Source organism: Azospirillum sp. TSH58, from assembly GCF_003119115.1.
In the GTDB taxonomy this organism is placed as follows: domain Bacteria; phylum Pseudomonadota; class Alphaproteobacteria; order Azospirillales; family Azospirillaceae; genus Azospirillum.
On record NZ_CP022366.1, the window covers coordinates 110,344 to 131,509 of the forward strand.

Sequence of the window (21,166 nt, forward strand, 5' to 3'; positions counted from 1 at the left end):
GTCCCTCCATACGGTATCATATGACGGAAATATGAGGCTGGATGATCCCCCCGGCAAGGACAAAGCACAACCCACAAAACTTGCCCACCAAAGCAGGGCCAAGAAGACAGAACCAGCAAAAAGCCCGGCCCCGTTTCCGGGACCGGGCCTTCCGCTTCCAGCCGCAGCCGAACCGTCAGTCTCCGGCGTGCACCGGCTCGGCACCCTGCAGGGGTTGGGCGCCGGCGCGCTTGCTGCCGAACAGGCGGTAGACCGCGACGAAGAAGACCGGGACGAAGAGGATCGCCAGCACGGTGGCGGAGATCATGCCGCCCATCACGCCGACGCCGATGGCGTTCTGGCTTTCCGAGCCGGCGCCGCTGCTGGTCGCCAGCGGCAGAACGCCCAGCACGAAGGCCAGCGAGGTCATGATGATCGGGCGCAGGCGCTGGCGGCACGCCTCGATGGCGGCGTCCTTCAACTCCATGCCCTCGTCGTACAGCGCCTTGGCGAACTCCACGATCAGGATGGCGTTCTTCGCCGACAAACCGATCGTCGTCAGCAGGCCCACCTGGAAGTAGACGTCGCTGGGCAGGCCGCGCAGCGTGGCGGCGAGCACGGCGCCGATGACGCCCAGCGGCACCACCAGGATGACCGACACCGGCACCGACCAGCTCTCGTAGAGCGCGGCCAGGCAGAGGAAGACGATCAGCATGGACAGGGCGTAGAGCGCCGGGGCCTGCGACCCGCTCAACCGCTCCTCGTAGGACAGGCCGGTCCATTCATAGCCGACGCCCGGCGGGAGCTTGGCCATCATCGCCTCCATCTCCTGCATCGCCTCGCCGGAGCTGATGCCCGGCGCCGCGGAGCCCTGGATGTTGAGCGAGGACATGCCGTTGTAGCGCTCCAGCTTCGGCGACCCGTAGGTCCATTGCGCCGTGGTGAAGGCGGAGAAGGGCACCATCTGCCCCATGCCGTTGCGCACGTACCAGCGGTCGACGTCGCTCGGCTGCATGCGGTAGGGCGCGTCGGCCTGGAGATAGACGCGCTTCACGCGCCCCCGGTCGATGAAGTCGTTGACGTAGGAGGAGCCCCACGCCGCCGTCAGGGTGGTGTTGATGTCGGTCAGCGACAGGCCCAGCGCGCTGGCCTTCTCGCGGTCCACCGTCAGCTTGAACTGCGGCGTGTCCTCCAGGCCGTTCGGGCGGACGCCGACCAGCTTGGGGTTCTGCCCCGCCAGACCCAGCAGCTGGTTGCGCGCCTGCATCAGCCGGTCGTGCCCGACGCCGCCGCGATCCACCAGCTGAAGGTCGAAGCCGGTGGCGTTGCCGAGCCCCGGAACCGAGGGCGGCATGAAGGCGAAGACCACCGCGTCCTTGGCCTTCGACAGGGCGCCCATGGCGCGCCCGGCGATGGCCGTCGGCTTGCGGTCGGCGGACTCGCGCTCGCTCCAGTCGCGCAGCCGGACGAAGGCCATGCCGGCGTTCTGGCCGCGGCCCGCGAAGTTGAAGCCGGCGATGGTGAACAGGCCCTCGACGCTGTCCTTCTCCTTCTCCAGGAAATAGGTCTCGACCTGCTTGGTGGTCTCCAGCGTGCGCTCGATGCTGGCGTTCGGCGGGGCCGACCACAGCACGAACATGGTCCCGCGGTCCTCCTGCGGCAGGAAGGAGGAGGGCATCTGGAGGAACAGGTAGGCCAGGCCGCCGACGATCAGCGCGTAGGCGATGCCGTAGCGCCCGAGCCGCGACACCGCCCCGCGCACGCCGCGCAGATAGACCCGGCTGCTGGCGTCGAAGCCGCGGTTGAACAGGCCGAAGAAGCCGCGCTTGGCGTGGCCGTGGCCCTTCGCCACCGGCTTCAGGATGGTGGCGCAGAGCGCCGGGGTCAGCACCAGGGCGACCAGCACCGACAGCGCCATCGCCGACACGATGGTCAGCGAGAACTGGCGGTAGATGGCCCCGGCGGAGCCGCCGAAGAAGGCCATGGGGACGAACACGGCGGACAGCACCAGGGCGATGCCGATCAGCGCGCCGGTGATCTGGCCCATCGACTTGCGGGTCGCCTCGCGCGGGGGCAGCCCGTCCTCGCTCATCACGCGCTCGACGTTCTCCACCACCACGATGGCGTCGTCGACCAGCAAGCCGATGGCCAGCACCATGCCGAACATGGTCAGCGTGTTGATCGAGAAGCCGAACAGCGACAGCACCCCGAAGGTGCCGAGAAGCACCACGGGAACCGCGATGGTCGGGATCAGCGTCGCCCGGAAGTTCTGAAGGAAGAGGTACATCACGGCGAACACGAGGATGATCGCCTCGATCAGCGTCTTGATGACCTCGTGGATCGACAGCTCGACGAAGGGCGTCGTGTCGTAGGGGTAGATGACCTCCAGCCCTTCGGGGAAGAAGGCCGACAGCTCCGCGATGCGCGCCTTCACGGCGGCGGCGGTGTCCAGCGCGTTGGCCCCGGTCGCCAGCTTGACGCCCAGGCCCGCCGCCGGCTTGCCGTTGTAGCGGGCGGTGATCTCGTAGGTTTCCTGCCCGATCTCGATGCGCGCGACGTCGCGCAGCCGCACCTGCCCGCCGTCGGGGTTGACGCGCAGCAGGATGGCGCCGAACTCCTCCGGCGTCTGCATGCGCGACTGCGCCATGATGGTGGCGTTGATGCGCTGGCCGGGCACCGCCGGGGCGCCGCCGAGCTGGCCCGCCGACACCTGCGCGTTCTCCGCCTTGATGGCGTTGGTGACGTCGATGGTGGTGAGCTGGTGGCTGTTCAGCGCGTCGGGGTCCAGCCAGATCCGCATGGCGTGCTGCGGACCGAACACGGTGATGTCGCCCACGCCCTCGACGCGGCTGATCGTGTCCTGGAGGTTGGAGGCCACATAGTCGGCGATGTCGCCCTGGGTCAGCCGCCCGTCGCTGGACACGAAGCCGGCGACCATCAGGAAGTCGTTGCCGGCCTTCGACACCTGGAGGCCGCGCTGCTGCACCTCCTGCGGCAGGAGCGGCACGGCGAGCTGGAGCTTGTTCTGCACCTGGACCTGGGCGATGTCCGGGTTGGCCTCCGGCTCGAAGGTCAGGGTGATGGTGACGTTGCCCGACGAATCGCTGTTCGAGGACATGTAGCGGAAGTGGTCGAGCCCGGTCATCTTCTGCTCGATGACCTGGGTGACCGTGTCCTCCAGCGTCTTCGCGGACGCGCCGGGATAGCTGGCGGTGATGGACACCGTCGGCGGGGCGATCTTCGGGTACTGCTCGACGGGCAGGCCCAGGATCGCCAGACCGCCCGCCAGCATGATGACGATGGCGATGACCCAGGCGAAGACGGGCCGGTCGATGAAGAATTTCGACATGGATCGGTCCTCGGTCTCAGCGCGCCTGCGGGCCGGGCAGGGCCGCCACGGCGCTCTGCGCCGCCACCGGCTTCACCTCGCCCCCCGGCTTCACCTTCTGGAGCCCCTCGACCACGATGCGCTCGCCCGCCTTCAGGCCGTCGGAGACCAGCCAGGCGTTGTTGATCGCCCGCTCGGTCTTGATGGTGCGCGGGTTGACCTTGTTGTCGTCGCCGACCACCCAGACGCGCGCCGAGCCGTCCGGACCGCGCTGGACCGCCTCCTGCGGCACGGCCAGCGCGTTCTCGGCCACCCCCTGCTCGACGCGGGCGCGCACGAACAGGCCGGGCAGCAAATTCAGGTTCGGGTTCGGGAACACCGCGCGGAGCTGGACGGAGCTGGTGCCCGGATCGACCGACACGTCGGAGAACTGAAGCTCGCCGCGCTGGGGATAAGGGGCCTCCGCCGCGTGCAGGAACAGCGAGACCGGGATCTTGCCGGGCTCGGCCGGGCGGATGCGCCCGCTCTCCATGTCCTGGCGAAGCTGCATGAGCTGCGAGGCGGTCTGGGTCACGTCCACATAGATCGGGTCGAGCTGCTGGACGGTGGCGAGCGCCGTCGCCTGGTTGGCGGTGACCAGCGCGCCTTCCGTCACGGCGGACTTGCCGATGCGGCCGGAGATGGGGGCGAAGACCTTGGTGTAGTCCAGGTTGATGCGCGCCAGATTGTGGGCGGCCCTGGCGGCGGCGAGCTGCGCCTCGTTCTGCTTCAGCGCGGCCATGGCGTCGTCGTAGTCCTGCTTGCTGACGACGCTGTTCTTGACGAGGTCGTTGTAGCGGGCCGCCTTGTTGCGGGCGGCCTGCAGATTGGCCTCCGCCTTCTGGATGTCGGCCTGGGCGACGGCGAGGTTGGCCTCGTAGGTGGCCGGGTCGATCTGGTAGAGCTGGTCGCCCGCCTTGACGTCGCTGCCCTCGGTGAAGAAGCGCTTCAGCACGATGCCGCTGACCTGCGGGCGGATCTCCGCCACGCGGAAGGCCGCGGTGCGGCCCGGCAGTTCGGTGGTGACGGACAGGCTCTGCGGCTGGATGGTCGCCACCGCGACCTCCGCCGGGCCGGGCGCCGGCTGCCCCCCGGCGGCGTGCTTCTTGTCCTGGCAGGCGCCCAGCACCACGGTCAGGGAGGCCGCCACGGCAAGAGAGAGAAATGCGTTCCTGTTGAACATCCGTTCCTCGTGAAAACGCCGTGATGCGGCGATGAAATGTCCTAATGAGCCCGGGGTGTCCCGCGTTCCGTCCGGCGTCGGGGACCGGCGGCAAGGGCCGGTGGGCGCGGACGGTGCGAAATGACCCCTTTATTCGTACTGTCTCATACAGTACACTGTACCGGACGATACATTCAGAACGACCGTTCGCGCAAGGGGGAACCGCAATGCCCGACAAGGGGGCATCCACACCGTTCCATGGCGGAATTGCTGGGGGCGGAATTGCCGGGGGCGGAATCGCCGGCCTCGGCATCAACAGCTTCGACACGCCCGGCTGCGGCCCGCGCGGCCAGGCGCGTTGCCGGGCGCTGCTCGACGCCGCGGCGGCGCTGTTCGTCGAGAAGGGATTCGCGCTGACCTCGCTGTCCGACATCCTGCGGCAGGCCGGTGGGTCGCGCACCACGCTCTACGAGCATTTCGGCGACAAGGAGGGGCTGTTCCGCGCGGTGATGGAGCGGCACTGCGACCGCGTGCTGGAGGAGATGTCGGCGATGCGCGCCGCCGGCGCGCCGGCGATGGCCGAGGAGCTCGAGGAGACTCTGTACCGCGTCGGCCTGCACATCGCCGGCACGCTGACCATGCCGGAGACCACCGCCATCCTGCGCATCCTGGTGTCGGAGGGCGGGCGCATCCCCGACATCGCCCAGGCCTTCTTCCAGGTCGGCCCGGAGAAGACCATCGGCTGGCTCGCCGACTGTTTCCGCGAACTGTCCGAGGCCGGCCGCCTGCGCATCGACGATCCGGAAGGAGCCGCCCACGCCTTCATCGGCATGGTGGTCGGCGACCTGCTGACCAAGCGGCTGATCCTTCCGGACGAGCCCGTCTCGATGGAGGAGTTGGAGCGTTACGTCCGTCAGTCCGTGCGGTTGTTCCTCGCGGGGACGCGGCCCTGACCAGGATGGAGAGCGGCGTATTGCCGTCTTGCCAGCGGGGGCGGCACGGGTCATAGCTCCCGCGACGATGCGCGCGCTGGTGGCGGTCTTGCCCCCACCCCGGCCCTCCCCCGCTTCGCGGGAGAGGGTGCCTTCCGCGAAGCGGGGGCAGTCCCCTCCCCTGCGAAGCGGGGGAGGGCTAGGGAGGGGGCAATCGCTGCCAGCGCCTAAGGAAAAAAACCGATGCACCGGGGAAACGCCAGGGAATTGACAGACAGGACAACGGACAAGGACTCATCCACGGTCGGCCCGCGCGGTCGGGCGCGCCGGCAGGCCCTGCTCGACGCGGCGGCGGCGCTGTTCGTCGAGAAGGGCTTCGAGAAGACCACGCTGACCGACATCATCGGCCGGGCCGGCGGCTCCCGCGCCACCCTCTACGAGCATTTCGGCGACAAGGAGGGGCTGTTCCGCGCGATGATGGAGGAGAACAGCGCCCGCATCCAGGAAGGGCTGGCCGCCATCCAGGCCGACGAGCGGGCCGCGCCGGAGGACGGGCTGACCCGCTTCGCCCTGCACCTCGTCGCGGCGCTGTTCGACGACCGCACCATGGCCATCGTCCGCGTGCTGGTCTCGGAAGGCGGACGCATCCCCGACATTGCCGAAGCCTTCTTCCGCATCGGCCCGGAAACCGCCCAGCGGCGGCTGGCCGACTATCTGGCCCGGCAGACCGCCGCCGGCGCCCTGACCGTCGCGGAGCCGGAGGCCGCCGCCCGCGGCTTCATCGGCATGATCACCGGCAACATCCTGCTGCGCCGCCTGATCCTGCCGGAGCAATCCCTCTCGATGGAGGAGGTGGAGCGTTACGTCGGACGGGCCGTCACCCTCTTCCTGACGGGCGCCCGTCCCACGGCGGAGCACTGACCTTGGGCTGAGGCAAGCGCGGCCGGGCGCAGGAAAGCGTTAGGACCGAAGGACAGGCGTTGCAACATACCTCGGTATGTTAGGGTTCACACGATCGCTTCCTTCATCCCAACGGCCCTCGTGCCGGGACGGTCGATCGTGTCCATGGTCCGCTGGCTTCTCCTGCTCGTCTTCACCCTGGCCCCGCTGATCGGGTTCGAGGTCTATTCCCACACCCGGCTGCGGGCGGAGCGGGAGGCCGAACTCGGTCAGGAGGCGTTGCGCCTGCTCGACCTGATCCAGACCGAACAGCAGCGGATCGTCGACGACATCGAGCACATCCTGGCCACGCTGGCGGAGGCGGACATCGCCGGCCCGTCCTGCCAGGAGACGATGGAGCGGCTTCGCCAGCGCCTGCCCAGCTATCTGACGCTGGGCTTCGCCGACCGGTCGGGGGCCGTCCTGTGCTCCACCGACCGGCGGACCGTCGGAACCGGAAGCGCCGACCAGCCGCAGATCCGGCAGGCCCTCTCCACCGGCCTCTTCTCGGTGGGGGAGTATGTCGCCACCGAGGGGCCGCGCCTCCGCGTCCTGCCCTTCGCCCTGCCCTACGCGCGGGGCGGCAGCCAGAGCGGTGACCAAAGCGATGGGACCGAACCGGCGGTCGTCACCGCCCTGCTCGACCTCGACTGGCTGCGCCAGTATCAGGCGCGCAAGCCCCTGCCGCCGAACGTGACGGTCCTTCTGGCCGACCGCGGCGGCACCGTCCTCGTCCGCGTGCCGGACCTTCAGGGAATCGTCGGCCAACCGCTTCCGGAGCGGCTCGGCCTGTTCCTCAGCGGCAGCGAAACCACGACGGCGCTGACCGAAGGGCTGGACGGGGTGCCCCGCGTCACCGCCTATTCGCCGCCCGGCGCCAACGGCAGCGGCCTCGCCATCGCCGTGGGGATCGACCGGGCGGCCGCGCTGCGCACCGTCGATGTGGCCGCGCTGTGGTCGTGGTTTCCCTTCTCCCTCATCCTCCTGCTGACCCTGACCGGGACCGCCTGGGCCATCGGGCGCCTCACCCGGCAGCGCGAGACGGAACGGTCGCTGCTGAAGGCGGTGCTGGAGCATCTGCGCGCCGGCGTGGTGGTCGCCGAGGCGCCCACCGGGCGGGTGATCCTGCACAACAGCGCGGCGGAACGCCTGATCGGCCAGCCGCTGGACCGGATCGACCGCATCGAGGACTATCCCCGCCCCTTCACAAGCGGTCCCGAGCGGTCTTCGGAGTTGCCGCTGGTCCGCGCCCTGCGCGACGGCGCGGTGGTGCGGCAGGAGGAACTGCGCCGCGACACCCCCACCGGTCCCATCACCTGCCTGGCCGACGCCGAGCCGGTGCGCGATCCCGATTGCCGCATCACGCTGGCCGTCGTCACCCTGACCGACATCACCGAGCGCAAGGCCGGCGAGGAAGCCCTGCGGCGGAGCGAGACCCGCTTCCGCGAACTGGTCGAGAACACACCGGTGATGATGTGGATCAACCGGCCGGACGGCGGCCGGGAATACTACAACGCCGCCTGGCGCTCCTACACCGGCCGCAGCCTGGAGCAGGGGGAGCGCTGGTCCTACATCCACCCCGCCGACTACCCGCGACTGATCGACTGCCGCGAGCGCGGCATCGCCGCGGGCGAGTCCTACGGATTCGACGTGCGCATGCAGCGCCACGACGGGACCTACCGCTGGCACGTCTGCCGGATCAACCCGATGCGCCAGAACGATCAGATCATCGCCTGGGTCGGCACCGCGGTGGACGTGCATGACAGCCGCATGGCCCGCGAGGCGGCGGAGCAGGCCGACCGCTCCAAGAGCCGCTTCCTGGCCGCCGCCAGCCACGACCTGCGCCAGCCCATGCAGTCCATGTTCTTCTTCGCCGAGGCGCTGCACAGCCATGTCCACTCCCCGCGCGGGCGCGACGCCCTGGCGATGCTGGAACGCGGGATGGAGACGCTGAAGGGCCTGCTCGACAGCCTGCTGGACGTCTCGCAACTGGACGCCGGGGTGATCGAGCCGCGGATCGAGGACATTCCCGTCAAGCCGCTGCTCGACGACATCGGGTCCTCCTACGCCCCGGTCGCCGCGGCCAAGGGTCTGGATCTCCAGGTGGTCAACCACCACGACCTGACCGTGCGCAGCGACCGCAACCTGCTGGGGCGCATGGTCCGCAATCTGGTGGAGAACGCCATCCGCTACACCGAGCGCGGGGTGATCCGCCTGGAGTGCCACCCCCTGGACGGCCACGCCGGCATCCAGGTGCGCGACACCGGAATCGGCATCTCCGGCGAGCAGATGTCCTGGATCTTCGAGGAGTTCTATCAGGTCGGCAATCCCGAGCGGGACCGCAACCAGGGGCTCGGCCTCGGCCTCGCCATCGTGCAGAAGCTGTCGGCCCTGCTCGGCCATCCGGTGGAGGTGCGCTCCGAACTCGGCAAGGGGTCGGTGTTCCGCATCTCCGTGCCGCTCGGCGACGCCGCGGAAAGCCCGGCCCCGGCTCCTTCGTCCCGCGAGCCGGAGCGCGGGCGGCTGGCCGTCCTGATCGACGACGACGCCATCGTCCTGATGGGGCTGCGCTCGATCTTCCAGGACTGGGGCTACGACACCATCGTCGCCTCCTCCACCGACGAGGCGCTGGAGCGGCTGCGGGCGGCGGGGCGGCGGCCCGACGTGATGGTCGCCGACTACCGCCTGCGGGAGCACAAGGTGGGCACCGAGGCCATCCTGAAGGTCCGCGAACTGGCCGGGACGCCGGTCCCCGCCGTCCTGCTGACCGGCGATTCCGGCCCGGACGTGATGCAGGAGGCCGAGCGGCACGGGATCGGCGTGATGTTCAAGCCGGTCACCGCCCGCCTGCTCCAGGAAGCCCTGACCCGCCAGACCGGCACCGCCGCGTGAGGACACGGCCGGGTCGAGGTGGGGGCGGCAAACGGGGAAGGGGTGGCCTGTTGGAGGACAACAAATTCTACACGGATTTCGCGGATTTAAGCACGGATTACACGGATTCCCTTTAATGCTTGCTCAGTTTTGGCTTCTCAAACGGCGTTCTCTGAGAAAACCAGAAAATAAATCTGTGTAATCCGTGCTTAAATCCGTGCAATCCGTGAAGACCCTGTTGCTCCCGAGACTCCCGAACATCGGCTCGACCGGCTAAATACCTCGCACCGCCTGAAGCCCCCGCCGCACCTGCTCCGAATCGTAGGGCTTGCGCAGGATCAGCACGTCGCGGAACTCCTCCGGAAAGATCGCGGCCTCGCCGTAGCCGGTGGCGAACAGGAAGGGTATGCCCAGCTCGCGCAGCCGCTCCGCCACCGGGAAGGAGGTCTCGGTTCCCAGATTGACGTCGAGAAGCGCCATGTCCGGCGGGTCGTCGGCGATGGCGACCAGCGCCTGACGGACGCTCGCCACCGTCTCCACCCGCTCGGCGCCCAATTTCAACAGCATGTCCTCCGCGCTCATGGCGATGATCATGTTGTCTTCCAAAAGCAGCACCGTCCCGCCCAGCGGGACGTCCGCCGCCGCGCAGGGCGTCACCGCCGCCTCGATCACCGCCGCCGGTCGTTCCGGCGCCAGGCTGACATGGATGGTCGGGATGGCGAAGCGCGCCTTCAGCCCGGCCAGGGCGTAGGTCACCGTCGCCTCGCCCTTCAGCTCGTGCGGGACGGAGCGCTCGATGATGGTGGTGCCGAAGCCCTGACGCGTCGGCGCCTGCACGGGCGGGCCGCCGCTTTCCTCCCAACAAAGCTCCAGGGCGTCCCGGTCGTCCAGGCTCCAATGGACCTTCACCCGGCCGCCGCTGTCGGCGAAGGCGCCGTATTTGGCGGCGTTGGTCACCAGCTCGTGCATGATCAGCGCCATCACCGACAGGGCCGGCGGCGACAGCAGCACCTCCGGCCCCGACAGGACCACCCGCTCGGCCCGGCTGCCCAGATAGGCGTCGACCTCCGCCGCGATCAGGGGACGCAGGGGGGAGGGTTTCCAGTTCTCCGCCGTCAGCTGGTCGTGCGCCCGCGCCAGCGCCTGGATGCGCCCGCCGACGATTTCGGCGAACTCCTCGACGCGGGTCACCCCGGCCCGGCTCTGGGCCAGCAGGGCGCGGACGAGGCTGAGGATGTTGCGGACCCGGTGGTTCAGCTCGGCGATCAGCAGCTCCTGCCGCTCGCGGGCCGTCCGGCGCTCCTCCTCCGCCTGATCGGCCAGCCGCAGCACCACCTCCATTAGCGTGATCCGCAGGGAGTCGGCGATGCGCAGGTCGGCCTCCGTCCAGGGTTCCGACTGGCCGACAACCGTCTCCTTCCACGCCTCGAAGCTCTTGCGCGGGGTCAGGCGCTGCCCGTTGGGGCCGGGCTCCACGGGCTTGTCCGGGTTGCCGGCCCAGGTGACGGTGCGGACCGATTCCCGACGGAAGAAGATGATGTAGTCGCGCGGCTTGCGCGATACCGGGATGGCCAGCATGCCGGCGGCGCGTTCCGCGAAATCCAGCGCCGGCTGATGGACCTGCGCGATCTCGCTGGTGGCGAAGACGCGGCTGGCGTGCGTGCGGTTGAGCATGCGCACCAGCCCGAGCAGTTCCTCCGGCGTCGGGGTGCTGCCGTCCAGAAGGGTCTGGCCGCCCAGCACGATGGCGAAGCCGTCGCTGCGGATGTAATGGCCGACCTCGCCGCGCAGCCGCTCCAAATTCTCCATGGAGGAGGCGCCGTCCGCCATCACCGCCATGATGCGGGTGTGGAGCAGGCGCGCCTTGGCCTCGTAGGCCTCCTCCCGGTCGCGTTCCACGCCCTCCAGAAGGAAGGAGAACATCTGGCCGTACAGCTCCGCCGCCGTGCGCCGCTCCAGCGACAGGCGCCGCGGCACCATGTTGTGGCAGGCGAACAGGCCCCACAGCTTGCCCCGGCGCAGGATCGACACCGACAGCGAGGCCGTGACGCCCATGTTGCGCAGATACTCGCAATGGATGGGCGACACGCTGCGCAGGACGCTCATCGACAGGTCGAGCGGTTCGCCCTCCGGCCCGATGGGCGGCAGGATGGCCGCGGGCGGGGCGTCCACATCGTTGATGCAGCGCAGCCAGTTCCGCTCGTACAGCGCGCGGGCCTGCTTCGGGATGTCCGACGCCGGGTAGCGCAGCCCCAGGTAGGAAGGCATGCCGCGCACCGCGGATTCGGCGATCACCTCCCCCGCGCCGTCGCGGTCGAAGCGGTAGATCATCACCCGGTCGAAGCCGGTCAGCGACCGCAGTTGCCGCGCCGCCTCGCGGCAGCAGGAGTCGAAGTCGGGGGTGCGCTGGAGGCGTCCGATCATCGCGCGGACCATCGAGCCGACGTCCAACTCGCTGTCCGTCTCGCTCGGCTCCGCCTCGACGATGATCGACTGGCCGGACAGATGGACCGCGACATCCAGCGGCAGCGCGCCGGGCGACAGCGTCACCCGGAAGGCGCGCTCCACCGACCCGTTGATCAGGGAGAGCTGAAGCCGCCCGCGGATGGCGTGCAGCGCCTCCTCGTCCATCACCTCGGCCAGGGGAAGCCCAAGCAGCGCGTCGGGCTCCACACCCAGCCACGCCCCGATGTTGGACGAGGCGTGCTTGACGATCCAGTCGGTCGACAGCGCGATCAGAAATCCGCTCGGTTGGATGGACCCGACGAGATGGATCGGCTCCCGGTCGCAATTGCTCAAGTCTACGCCACCGATCATTGCCGCACCGCTCCCGTCATTCGGCCACCATCGTCATTGTTCCGGCGCTCCTCAAACCTGTTCCGCGCATCCGGACGGGTCGATGATTTGCCGATCCTTTGGCTTATTCCATGCCAACACACCGAAGTGGTCTTAAAGCACGTCGCGTCCCTAAAATAATCCAAAATCGAAGCGGGTCCAACGTTGCCCCTCTCGGCGGAAAGCCTTACGCCACCGACCCCTCCATCGGCCATTCCACCCAATGATCCCCTGCGGCATTTTGGCCGAAAGGCGGCTCCGCCCTGCGAAACGGGCTTGCCTTTCAATCTGATATACTAGTATTTTATTTTGTGAAGGACAGACGCGCAGCCCGGCCGGCCCAGGCCCGCCCCTGCCGCGAGCGCATCCCCGAGAACCGCACCGACCGCCGCGCGCCGCACCGTCACGCCGGCTCTGGCGCGGCGGTCTTACCGATGAACGCCCGCGCGCCGCGCGCGCCGTCCCCGCCCTCTTTTGCGGAGCCCGTTTCGATATGACCGCCACCACCCCGATCCGCCGCTTCCGGCAGACGAAGATCGTCGCCACGCTGGGTCCGTCCTCCTCCTCGCCGGAGATGATCCGCTCGCTGTTCGAGGCGGGCGTGGACGTCTTCCGCCTGAACTTCAGCCACGGCTCGCACGACGACCACGGCGCCCGCGTGCGCGCCATCCGCGCCCTGGAGCGCGAGCTGGAGCGGCCCATCGCCATCATGGCCGACCTACAGGGGCCGAAGCTGCGGCTCGGCCGCTTCGCCGCCGGTTCGGTGGAGCTGACGGTGGGCCAGCCCTTCCGCCTCGACCTCTCCACCGAGCCGGGCGACGCGACGCGCGTCGGCATGCCCCATCCGGAGATCTTCGCCGCCCTGCGCCCCGACACTGACCTGCTGCTCGACGACGGCAAGGTGAGGCTGCGCATCGTCGATTGCAGCCCGGACCACGCCGACACCGTCGTCGTGGCCGGAACGAAGCTGTCCGACCGCAAGGGCGTGAACGTGCCCGACGTGCTGCTGCCGCTGTCGCCCCTGACCACGAAGGACCGCGCCGACCTCGTCTTCGCGCTGGAGCAGGAGGTGGACTGGGTGGCCTTGTCCTTCGTGCAGCGGCCCGAGGACGTGGCGGAGGCGCGCAAGCTGATCGCCGGGCGCGCCGCCCTGATGTCCAAGCTGGAGAAGCCGCTGGCCATCCAGCATCTGGAGCGCATCGTCGAGCTGTCGGACGGCGTCATGGTCGCCCGCGGCGATCTCGGCGTGGAGATGCCGCCGGAGGACGTGCCGAGCATCCAGAAGCGCATCATCCGCGAGGCGCGCAAGGCCGGCAAGCCGGTGATCGTCGCCACCCAGATGCTCGAATCGATGATCGGAGCCCCGGCCCCCACCCGCGCCGAGGCGTCGGACGTCGCCACCGCCGTCTTCGACGGGGCCGACGCGGTGATGCTGTCGGCGGAGACCGCGTCGGGCGCCTACCCGGTCGAGGCGGTGTCGATGATGGACCGCATCGCCCGCCGGGTCGAGCATGACGACCTTTACCGCACCATGATGGACGCCCAGCACGCCGACCCGCAGGAGACGGCGGCCGACGCCATCACCGCGGCGGCGCGGCAGGTCGCCCACACCATCCACGCGGCGGCCATCGTCACCTACACCACCAGCGGTTCGACCACCCTGCGCGCCGCCCGCGAGCGGCCGGAGGTGCCGATCCTCTGCCTGACCGCGACCGTCGCCGCCTCGCGCCGACTGGTGCTGGCCTACGGCGTGCACAGCGTGCTGACCGAGGACATCCAGAACTTCTCCGACATGGTGCACAAGGCGACCCGCATCGCCTACGCCCACGGTCTGGCGGAGGACGGGCAGCGGCTGGTCATCACCGCGGGCGTGCCCTTCGGCATGCCGGGCTCGACCAACATCCTGCGCATCGCCTGGGTGGAGCGGCCCGTCCTTCCGTCGGGCGGTTACACGCAAAACGCGCAGGAATCCCGGTCAGATCAATTGACCCCGGTCATGGCCGACGCCGGGGCGTGACATAGGATGGCACACAGCGCCGGTGCCGCAATGAAGCGGGCACCGGCGCCCATTCACGAGGTGCCTCATGCTCAGCCCGATTACCCCCCACCCCGCGCACGCCGCCGGGACGGGCGCATCGGTCCGCGGCTGGGTCCATTCGGTGGAGACGGGCGGAACGGTCGATGGGCCGGGTCTGCGCTACGTCCTGTTCCTGGCCGGATGCCCGCTGCGCTGCCAGTACTGCCACAATCCCGACACCCGCCACATGCATGACGGGTCGCCGGCCCAGTCCTCCGACGTGCTGGCCGACATCGCCACCTACGCCGATTTCCTGCACCGCGCCCATGGCGGCCTGACCATCAGCGGCGGCGAGCCGCTGGTCCAGCCGGAATTCTGCGCGGCCATCTACCGCGGCGCCAAGCAGCTCGGCCTGCACACCGCGCTCGACACCTCGGGTTTCCTCGGCAGCCACGCCGACGACCATCTGCTGGCCGACGTCGATCTGGTGCTGCTGGACATCAAGGCGTTCAAGGAATCGACCTACCGCGCCGTCACCGGCGTGCCGCTGCGCCCGACCCTGGAGTTCGCCGAGCGGCTGTCCGCGCTGCGCAAGCCGATCTGGCTGCGCTACGTGCTGGTTCCCGGCCTGACCGACCATCTCGACGAGATCGAAGGGCTGGCGGAATTCGCCGCCGGCCTGGAGGTGGTGGAGCGGGTGGACATCCTGCCCTTCCACAAGATGGGCGAGTTCAAATGGAAGCAGCTCGGCCTGCCCTACGCGCTGGCCAACACCGAACCTCCCCCGCCGGAGCTGACCGAGCGGGTGCGCGGCATCTTCCGGACGCAGGGCCTCAAGGCCGTGTGAGACGCCGTATGAAATGAGGAGCAATCCCATGGACACGCATTCCCTTCCGGAGGCCTCCCCGGTCGCCTCCCCTGCCGCCCCGCCCGCGTCCTCCCTGGACGCGCTGATGCCCGACGCCATCGCGCTCACGGCGGAGAATCTGGGCGTCAAGAAGGCCAATTACGACGCCGCGACGCTGTTCGCCCTGGCCGTCCTGGCCGGCGCCTTCATCGCGCTGGGCGGGCTGTTCGCCACCGTCGCCATGTCGGGGGCGGAGGGCATGCTGCCCTACGGGGTGACCCGGCTGCTTGGCGGTCTGGTCTTCTCGCTGGGGCTGATCCTGGTCATCGTCGGCGGCGCGCAGCTCTTCACCGGCGACGCGCTGATGGTCATGGCCTGGGCCAGCGGGCGGGTGAGGACCGGGCGGATGCTCCAGGTCTGGACCATGGTGTGGCTCGGCAACTTCGTCGGCGCCGCCGGCACGGCGCTGCTGGTCTTCCTGTCCGGGCAATACGCCTTCGGCCATGGGGCGGTGGGCGCCTCGGCGCTCTACTTCGCCACCGCCAAGGCGGGGCTGCCCGCCGGACAGGCCTTCTTCCTGGGCATCCTGTGCAACGTCCTGGTCTGCCTCGCGGTGTGGCTGGCGCTCGGCGCGCGCAGCGTGACCGACAAGATCATGGCGATCGTCTTCCCGGTCAGCGCCTTCGTCGCCGCCGGTTTCGAGCACTGCGTCGCCAACATGTATTTCGTGCCGCTGGGCCTGCTGATCGAATGGGGCGCCCCGGCCTCCTTCTGGGCCGATCTGGGACGGGCCGCGCCGGTCATCCCGGTGGGGCAGTTCCTGCTGAACCTCGCCGCGGTGACGCTGGGCAACTGGTTCGGCGGAGCGGTGCTGGTCGGCGCCGTCTACTGGTTCATCTACCGCCGCCCGAGCCGCCGCACGGCGCATTGAAGGCAGACGTTTTGCCCCCACCCCGGCCCTCCCCCGCTTCGCAAGGGAGGGGATCTTTCTCCCTCCCCTGCGAAAGCGGGGGAGGGCCGGGGTGGGGGCAAGGTCAACCCATTCCCTCACCCCCCGGGGCAACCATGGCCCAGCCCATCCCCAGCCATCTCCAGGCGCGCAGCGGCATCGTCTCCATGCTGCTGGCGGTGTTCCTCTACGCGGTGCTGAACGCTCTGGCGAAGCATCTCGCGGCGGACTACCCGCTGGCCGAGGTGACCTTCTTCCGCAACGCCTTCGCCCTGCTGCCCGCCGCCGCCATGCTGGCCCGCGCCGGCGGCTGGCGCAGCCTGCGCACGGAGCATCTGGGCGGCCATTTCTGGCGGGCGGCGATTGGCCTGACCTCGATGGTCCTGCTGTTCCTCTCCTATCATCTGATGCCGATGGCCGACGCGGTGGCGCTGTCCTTCTCCGCCCCGCTGTTCCTGACCGCGCTGTCGGTGCCGGTGCTGGGGGAGCGGGTCGGCCCCTACCGCTGGGGGGCGGTGGCGGTGGGCTTCGCCGGGGTGCTGGTCATCGTGCAGCCGGGAAGCGGCATGCTGAACACCGGCGCGCTGGTCGGGCTGAGCGCCGCCGTCGCCTACGCCTTCGCCATGATGGCGATGCGGCAGCTGGGGCGGACGGAGGCGCCGGTCACCACCGTCTTCTACTTCACCGCCTTCTCCACGCTGCTCAGCGCCTTCGCCCTGCCCTTCGTCTGGACGATGCCGACGGCGGAGGGCTTCGCGCTGATGGCGGCGATGGGGCTGGTCGGCGGCGGCGCCCAGTATTTCGCCACCCGCGCCTACGCCCTGGCCCCGGCGGCGGTCATCAGCCCGTTCAACTACGCCGGAATCCTCTGGGCCTGCCTGTTCGGCTGGCTGTTCTGGGGCGACTGGCCGGGAACTCATGTGCTCGCCGGGGCCGCCATCGTCATCGCCAGCGGCCTCTTGATCCTGATCCGCGAGACGCGCCGCCGGGCCGAGGCGGGGACCTGCGACACTTCGCCCGCCCTGTCCCACGATTTGCCACTCAGCACCGGCCGCAAACACTAATATATTAGCTTTCATGGTTTCCTGCGGGGCGCCGGCTCACTGTCCGCGCGACCCGCCCGCCCGACGAGGTGGCTCATGCCATCGGATTCCCTCACCGCCGCCCCGCCGCGGCAGCGCCGGCTTGCCACGGTCCGGCCCGCGCCGCGCTCCGCCTCTCCCATCTACCGCGATCTGCGGAACGACATCCTGGGGATGCGCCGACGACCCGGCGAGCCCATCGCCGAGGCCCGGATCGCCCAGGCCTACGGCGTCAGCCGCACCCCCGTGCACGAGGCGGTGCTGCGGCTGGCCGACGAGGGGCTGATCGACGTCTTCCCGCAGTCCGGCACCTATGTGTCCCTGATCCCGGTCGCCGCCCTGCCGGAGGCCGGGGTGATCCGCAAGGCGCTGGAGGAGGCCACCGTGCGGATGGCCGCCGTCCGCGCCAACGCTGGCGACATCGCTCAGCTTCGCGCGGCGCTGGAGATGCAGCGCGACCTTTGCGCCGCCTGCGACCGCGACGGCTTCCACGAGGCCGACGAGAGCTTCCACGCCCTGCTCGCCGAGATCGCCGGATTCCCCGGCTTCTGGGCGCTGGTGGAGCAGGTGAAGGTGCAGGTCGACCGCTGCCGGCGCCTGACCCTGCCCGTCCCCGGCCAGATGGCGAAGGTCATCGCCGAGCACGACGCCATCGTGGAGGCCATCGCCGCCCACGACCGCGAGGCGAGCGTCCTGGCGCTCGGCGCCCATCTCGACGGGTTGCGGCTGGCCATCGACGAACTGCGCGCCGCCGCACCGCTTTACTTCACCGACGCGCCCACCGCCGCGGGGCGTCAAACCCCGCCCCGGCTTTAATCCCCACCCGGCTTGCGACATTTTGGCGTCGCGCGTTCCGCCCCCCGTTTTGTGCTTGCCTCGATAGCTGATATATTAATATAACTAGCCCAGCGGGACCTGACGCCGACTTGAACAACCGGCGTCTCCGCTCACCGGACAACTGACGGAAGGCCGCGCGGAAGAACGCCGCGGGCGTTTCGGAGCAAAGGACAAAGACCGCCCAGCTTCACCCCGTCGGCAGACGCCGATGGCGCCGGGATTTTGCGCCCCATCCCCTTCGGGATTATTTTTTGCCCCCGCTTTCGCAGCGCTGTTATTCGAGGCGCACAGTCGAAAGGCCAGGGCTTTTTCTGAACACAAGCCCCCTTCGTTTGTCCATTTCCGGCGGGCCGATGACCCGCCTCCGCTCCAACAGACACTTCTCCTAAGGCAGGAGTACGGTCCATGAAGAACACCTTCCGTCGCCTCGGCATGGCGCTGCTGGCCGCTTGCGCCGCGGGCGCGCTGCTCGCCGCCCCGGTTTCGGCCCGCGACTTCCGGTCGGCCGACATCCACCCCGGCGACTACCCGACCGTCGAGGCGGTCAAATACATGGGCAAGCTGCTGAGCGAGCGCAGCAACGGCAAGCTCGGCGTGAAGGTCTATCCGAACGGCGCGCTGGGCAACGAGCGCGACACGATCGAGCAGATCAAGATCGGCGGGCTCGACATGATGCGCATCAACGTCGCGCCGCTGAACAACGTGGTGCCGGAGACGATGGTCGTCGCCCTGCCCTTCATCTTCCGCGACACCGACCACATGCACGCCGTGCTGGACGGCCCGATCGGCGACGAGATCCTGGCCGCCATGGAAAGCCAGGGGCTGATCGGTCTGGCCTTCTACGACAGCGGCTCGCGCTCGCTCTATTCCAAGAAGCCGGTGTCCTCGCTGGCCGACCTGAAGGGCATGAAGATCCGCGTCCAGCAGTCGGACCTGTTCGTGTCGATGATCGAGGCGCTGGGCGCCAACCCGACGCCGATGCCGATGGGCGAGGTCTACACCGGCCTGAAGACCGGCATCATCGACGCGGCGGAGAACAACTACCCGTCCTATGAATCCTCGCGCCACTTCGAGGCCGCCAAATACTTCACCCGCACCGAGCACGCCATGGCGCCGGAGGTGCTGGTCTTCTCCAAGGTCACCTGGGACCGCCTGTCGAAGGACGACCAGGCCGCCATCCGCAAGGCCGCCAAGGACTCCGTCCCCTACATGCGCAAGCTGTGGACGGAGCGCGAGGAAGCGTCCCGCGCCATCGTCGAGAAGGCCGGCTCCCAGATCAGCGACGTGAAGAACAAGCAGGAATTCATCGACGCGATGAAGCCCGTCTTCGCCAAGTTCGCGAACACGCCGAAGCTGCAGGGCCTCGTCCAGCGCATCCAGGACACGAAGTAAGGCACGCGCGGCCGCGGCGCCGGCCAAGCCCGGCCGGCGCCGCAGTCCCGCGGGAAGGACGGCATCATGAGCATCGAACTTGAATTGGAAGAGGCCCGCCCCCTCGCCGCCCCGCGCCTGTTGACGCGGATGAACGCCCGGCTGGCGTGGTCGGGGATGTGCGTGGCGATGGTCGGCCTGATGGCCATCGTCGGGGTGGTGTTCTATCAGGTCTTCGGCCGCTACGTGCTGAACGATTCGCCGACCTGGGCGGAGAGCCTGGCCATCGTGCTGGTCCTCTACGTCACCCTCATCGGCGCCGCCGTCGGCGTCCGCGACGCCGGACACATCGGCCTGGAGTCCTTCCTCGTCATGCTGCCCGACGTCATCCGCCGCAAGGTCGAGATCGTCATCTACGCCCTGGTCGGCGTCTTCGGCGCCTGCATGGCCTACAACGGCTGGGTGCTCGGCACCTCCGTCGCCGCCTACTACATCCCCAACCTGCACGTCTCCGAAGCCGTCCGCTACATCCCGCTCGTGCTCTCCGGCGTCCTGATCGTGCTTTTCGCCATCGAACACGTCGTCGCCATCATCCGCGGCGAGGAGGTCGCACCATCATGGAACTGACCATCCTTTCCATCAGCTTCTTCGGCTTCCTCGTCCTGGGCATCCCGGTCGCCTTCGCCATCGGCCTGTCGGCGCTCTGCACCATCCTCTACGAGGGCCTCCCCGTCGCCGTCATCTTCCAGCAGATGATGTCCGGCATGAACGTCTTCTCCTTCCTCGCCATTCCCTTCTTCGTCTTCTCCGGCGAGCTGATGCTCCACGGCGGCGTCGCCGACAAGATCGTCGCCACCGCCAAGAACATGGTCGGCCACATCCGCGGCGGCCTCGGCATGTCCAACGTCGTCGCCTGCACCCTGTTCGGCGGCGTCGCCGGCTCCCCCGTCGCCGACGTCTCGGCCATGGGTGCGGTGATGATCCCGATGATGAAGCGCGAAGGCTACCACGCCGACTACGCCGTCAACGTGACCACCCACGCCGCGCTCGTCGGCGCGCTGATGCCGACCAGCCACAACATGATCATCTACGCGCTGGCCGCCGGCGGCAAAGCCTCCATCGGCGCGCTGATCGCGGCGGGCATCGTCCCCGCCCTGCTGCTGATGGTCTGCAACCTCGGGGCCGCCTACTACGTCGCCGTCAAGCGCGGCTACCCCGCCGGCACCTTCCCCGGCTGGCACATCCTGGGCCGCTCCTTCGCCGCTGCCGCACCCGGCCTGCTCATCGTCGTGATCATCCTGGCCGGCATCACCTCGGGCGTCTTCACCGCCACCGAGTCCGCCTCCATCGCGGTGATCTACGCGCTGCTGCTCACCACCTTCGTCTACCGCACGCTGACCTGGGACCATTTCCTGGCCGCCGCCGCCAAGACGGTCAAGACGACCGGCGTCGTCCTGCTGCTGATCGGCGTCTCCACGATGTTCCAGTACATCATGGGCCTCTATCAGGTGGCCGAGATCACCGGCGAGCTGATGGCCGGCATCTCGACCAACCCGCTGGTCATCTTCCTGCTGATCAACATCATCCTGTTCCTGCTCGGCACCTTCATGGACATGGCGAGCACGATCCTGATCTGCACGCCGATCTTCCTGCCCATCGCCATGCAGTACGGCATGGACCCGGTGCAGTTCGGCATCGTCATGCTGATCAACTGCGCGCTCGGCCTCAACACCCCGCCGGTCGGCACCACCCAGTTCATCGGCTGCGCCATCGGCGAGGTCTCCGTCGGCGAGGTCATGCGCTCCATCACACCCTTCTACGGCGCGCTCTTCGTCACCCTCCTCCTCGTCACCTACGTCCCCACCTTCTCCCTCTGGCTTCCGCATCTCCTCATGCGCTGACCGGGCGCCCCCAACCGCACAGCAAGGATACCGCGGGGCGCTCCGATCACCGGGCGCCCCGCTGCAATGGAGACGAA

14 protein-coding genes are annotated in these 21,166 nt (G+C 68.9%); 11 read left to right on the forward strand and 3 right to left on the reverse strand.

The genetic code is table 11. From position 1 onward, the window contains the following. Positions 1–175 precede the first annotated feature (175 nt). Together TSH58p_RS19165 and TSH58p_RS19170 are read right to left on the reverse strand one after the other, a co-directional pair. Positions 176–3,328 (reverse strand): efflux RND transporter permease subunit, encoded by a 3,153-nt coding sequence (locus tag TSH58p_RS19165; protein ID WP_109072209.1) that lies wholly within the window; start codon positions 3,326–3,328, stop codon positions 176–178. 16 nt (positions 3,329–3,344) lie between these two features. Then, on the reverse strand, positions 3,345–4,529 hold the full coding sequence (locus TSH58p_RS19170; protein ID WP_109072210.1) for an efflux RND transporter periplasmic adaptor subunit: 1,185 nt from the start codon (positions 4,527–4,529) through the stop codon (positions 3,345–3,347). 206 nt (positions 4,530–4,735) lie between these two features. Between TSH58p_RS19170 and TSH58p_RS19175 the strand changes: the two genes are divergently transcribed. From TSH58p_RS19175 to TSH58p_RS19185, 3 genes are all read left to right on the forward strand, one after another. Continuing rightward, positions 4,736–5,461, forward strand: coding sequence for a TetR/AcrR family transcriptional regulator (locus TSH58p_RS19175; protein WP_109072211.1), 726 nt, complete (start codon positions 4,736–4,738; stop codon positions 5,459–5,461). A 246-nt stretch (positions 5,462–5,707) separates the two neighbouring features. Continuing rightward, the gene (locus TSH58p_RS19180) at positions 5,708–6,361 is read left to right on the forward strand and encodes a TetR/AcrR family transcriptional regulator (RefSeq protein ID WP_247874260.1); all 654 of its coding nucleotides are present in this window, start codon (positions 5,708–5,710) and stop codon (positions 6,359–6,361) included. A gap of 144 nt (positions 6,362–6,505) precedes the next feature. Then, positions 6,506–9,271, forward strand: coding sequence for an ATP-binding protein (locus TSH58p_RS19185; protein ID WP_109072213.1), 2,766 nt, complete (start codon positions 6,506–6,508; stop codon positions 9,269–9,271). A gap of 252 nt (positions 9,272–9,523) precedes the next feature. Here the strand turns inward: TSH58p_RS19185 and TSH58p_RS19190 are convergent, their stop codons facing one another. Then, positions 9,524–12,067, reverse strand: a complete 2,544-nt coding sequence (locus tag TSH58p_RS19190) for an HWE histidine kinase domain-containing protein (protein WP_109072214.1) — start codon at positions 12,065–12,067, stop codon at positions 9,524–9,526. A gap of 511 nt (positions 12,068–12,578) precedes the next feature. Here TSH58p_RS19190 and pyk point away from each other — a divergent pair. From pyk to TSH58p_RS19230, 8 genes are all read left to right on the forward strand, one after another. Further along, positions 12,579–14,102 carry a pyruvate kinase gene (gene pyk, locus TSH58p_RS19195; protein WP_109072215.1) on the forward strand — a complete coding sequence of 508 codons (1,524 nt, stop codon included), beginning with the start codon at positions 12,579–12,581 and terminating at the stop codon, positions 14,100–14,102. A 67-nt stretch (positions 14,103–14,169) separates the two neighbouring features. After that, positions 14,170–14,949: a pyruvate formate-lyase-activating protein gene (pflA, locus tag TSH58p_RS19200; RefSeq protein WP_109072216.1), complete on the forward strand. Its 780-nt coding sequence runs from the start codon at positions 14,170–14,172 to the stop codon at positions 14,947–14,949. A 28-nt stretch (positions 14,950–14,977) separates the two neighbouring features. Then, positions 14,978–15,880, forward strand: a complete 903-nt coding sequence (locus TSH58p_RS19205; protein ID WP_109072217.1) for a formate/nitrite transporter family protein — start codon at positions 14,978–14,980, stop codon at positions 15,878–15,880. A 134-nt stretch (positions 15,881–16,014) separates the two neighbouring features. Then, positions 16,015–16,962: a DMT family transporter gene (locus TSH58p_RS19210; protein ID WP_109072218.1), complete on the forward strand. Its 948-nt coding sequence runs from the start codon at positions 16,015–16,017 to the stop codon at positions 16,960–16,962. 75 nt (positions 16,963–17,037) lie between these two features. Next, positions 17,038–17,796, forward strand: a complete 759-nt coding sequence (locus tag TSH58p_RS19215; RefSeq protein ID WP_109072219.1) for a GntR family transcriptional regulator — start codon at positions 17,038–17,040, stop codon at positions 17,794–17,796. A gap of 426 nt (positions 17,797–18,222) precedes the next feature. Next, a complete protein-coding gene (locus tag TSH58p_RS19220) occupies positions 18,223–19,209 on the forward strand; it encodes a TRAP transporter substrate-binding protein (RefSeq protein WP_109072220.1) in 987 nt (328 codons plus the stop codon). Between the two features lie 66 nt (positions 19,210–19,275). Next, positions 19,276–19,815 carry a TRAP transporter small permease gene (locus tag TSH58p_RS19225; protein ID WP_109469348.1) on the forward strand — a complete coding sequence of 180 codons (540 nt, stop codon included), beginning with the start codon at positions 19,276–19,278 and terminating at the stop codon, positions 19,813–19,815. Beyond that, complete coding sequence (locus tag TSH58p_RS19230; RefSeq protein ID WP_109469349.1) at positions 19,806–21,089, forward strand: TRAP transporter large permease; 1,284 nt, start codon at positions 19,806–19,808, stop codon at positions 21,087–21,089. The genes TSH58p_RS19225 and TSH58p_RS19230 overlap by 10 nt, the downstream gene beginning before the upstream one ends. Positions 21,090–21,166 lie beyond the last annotated feature (77 nt).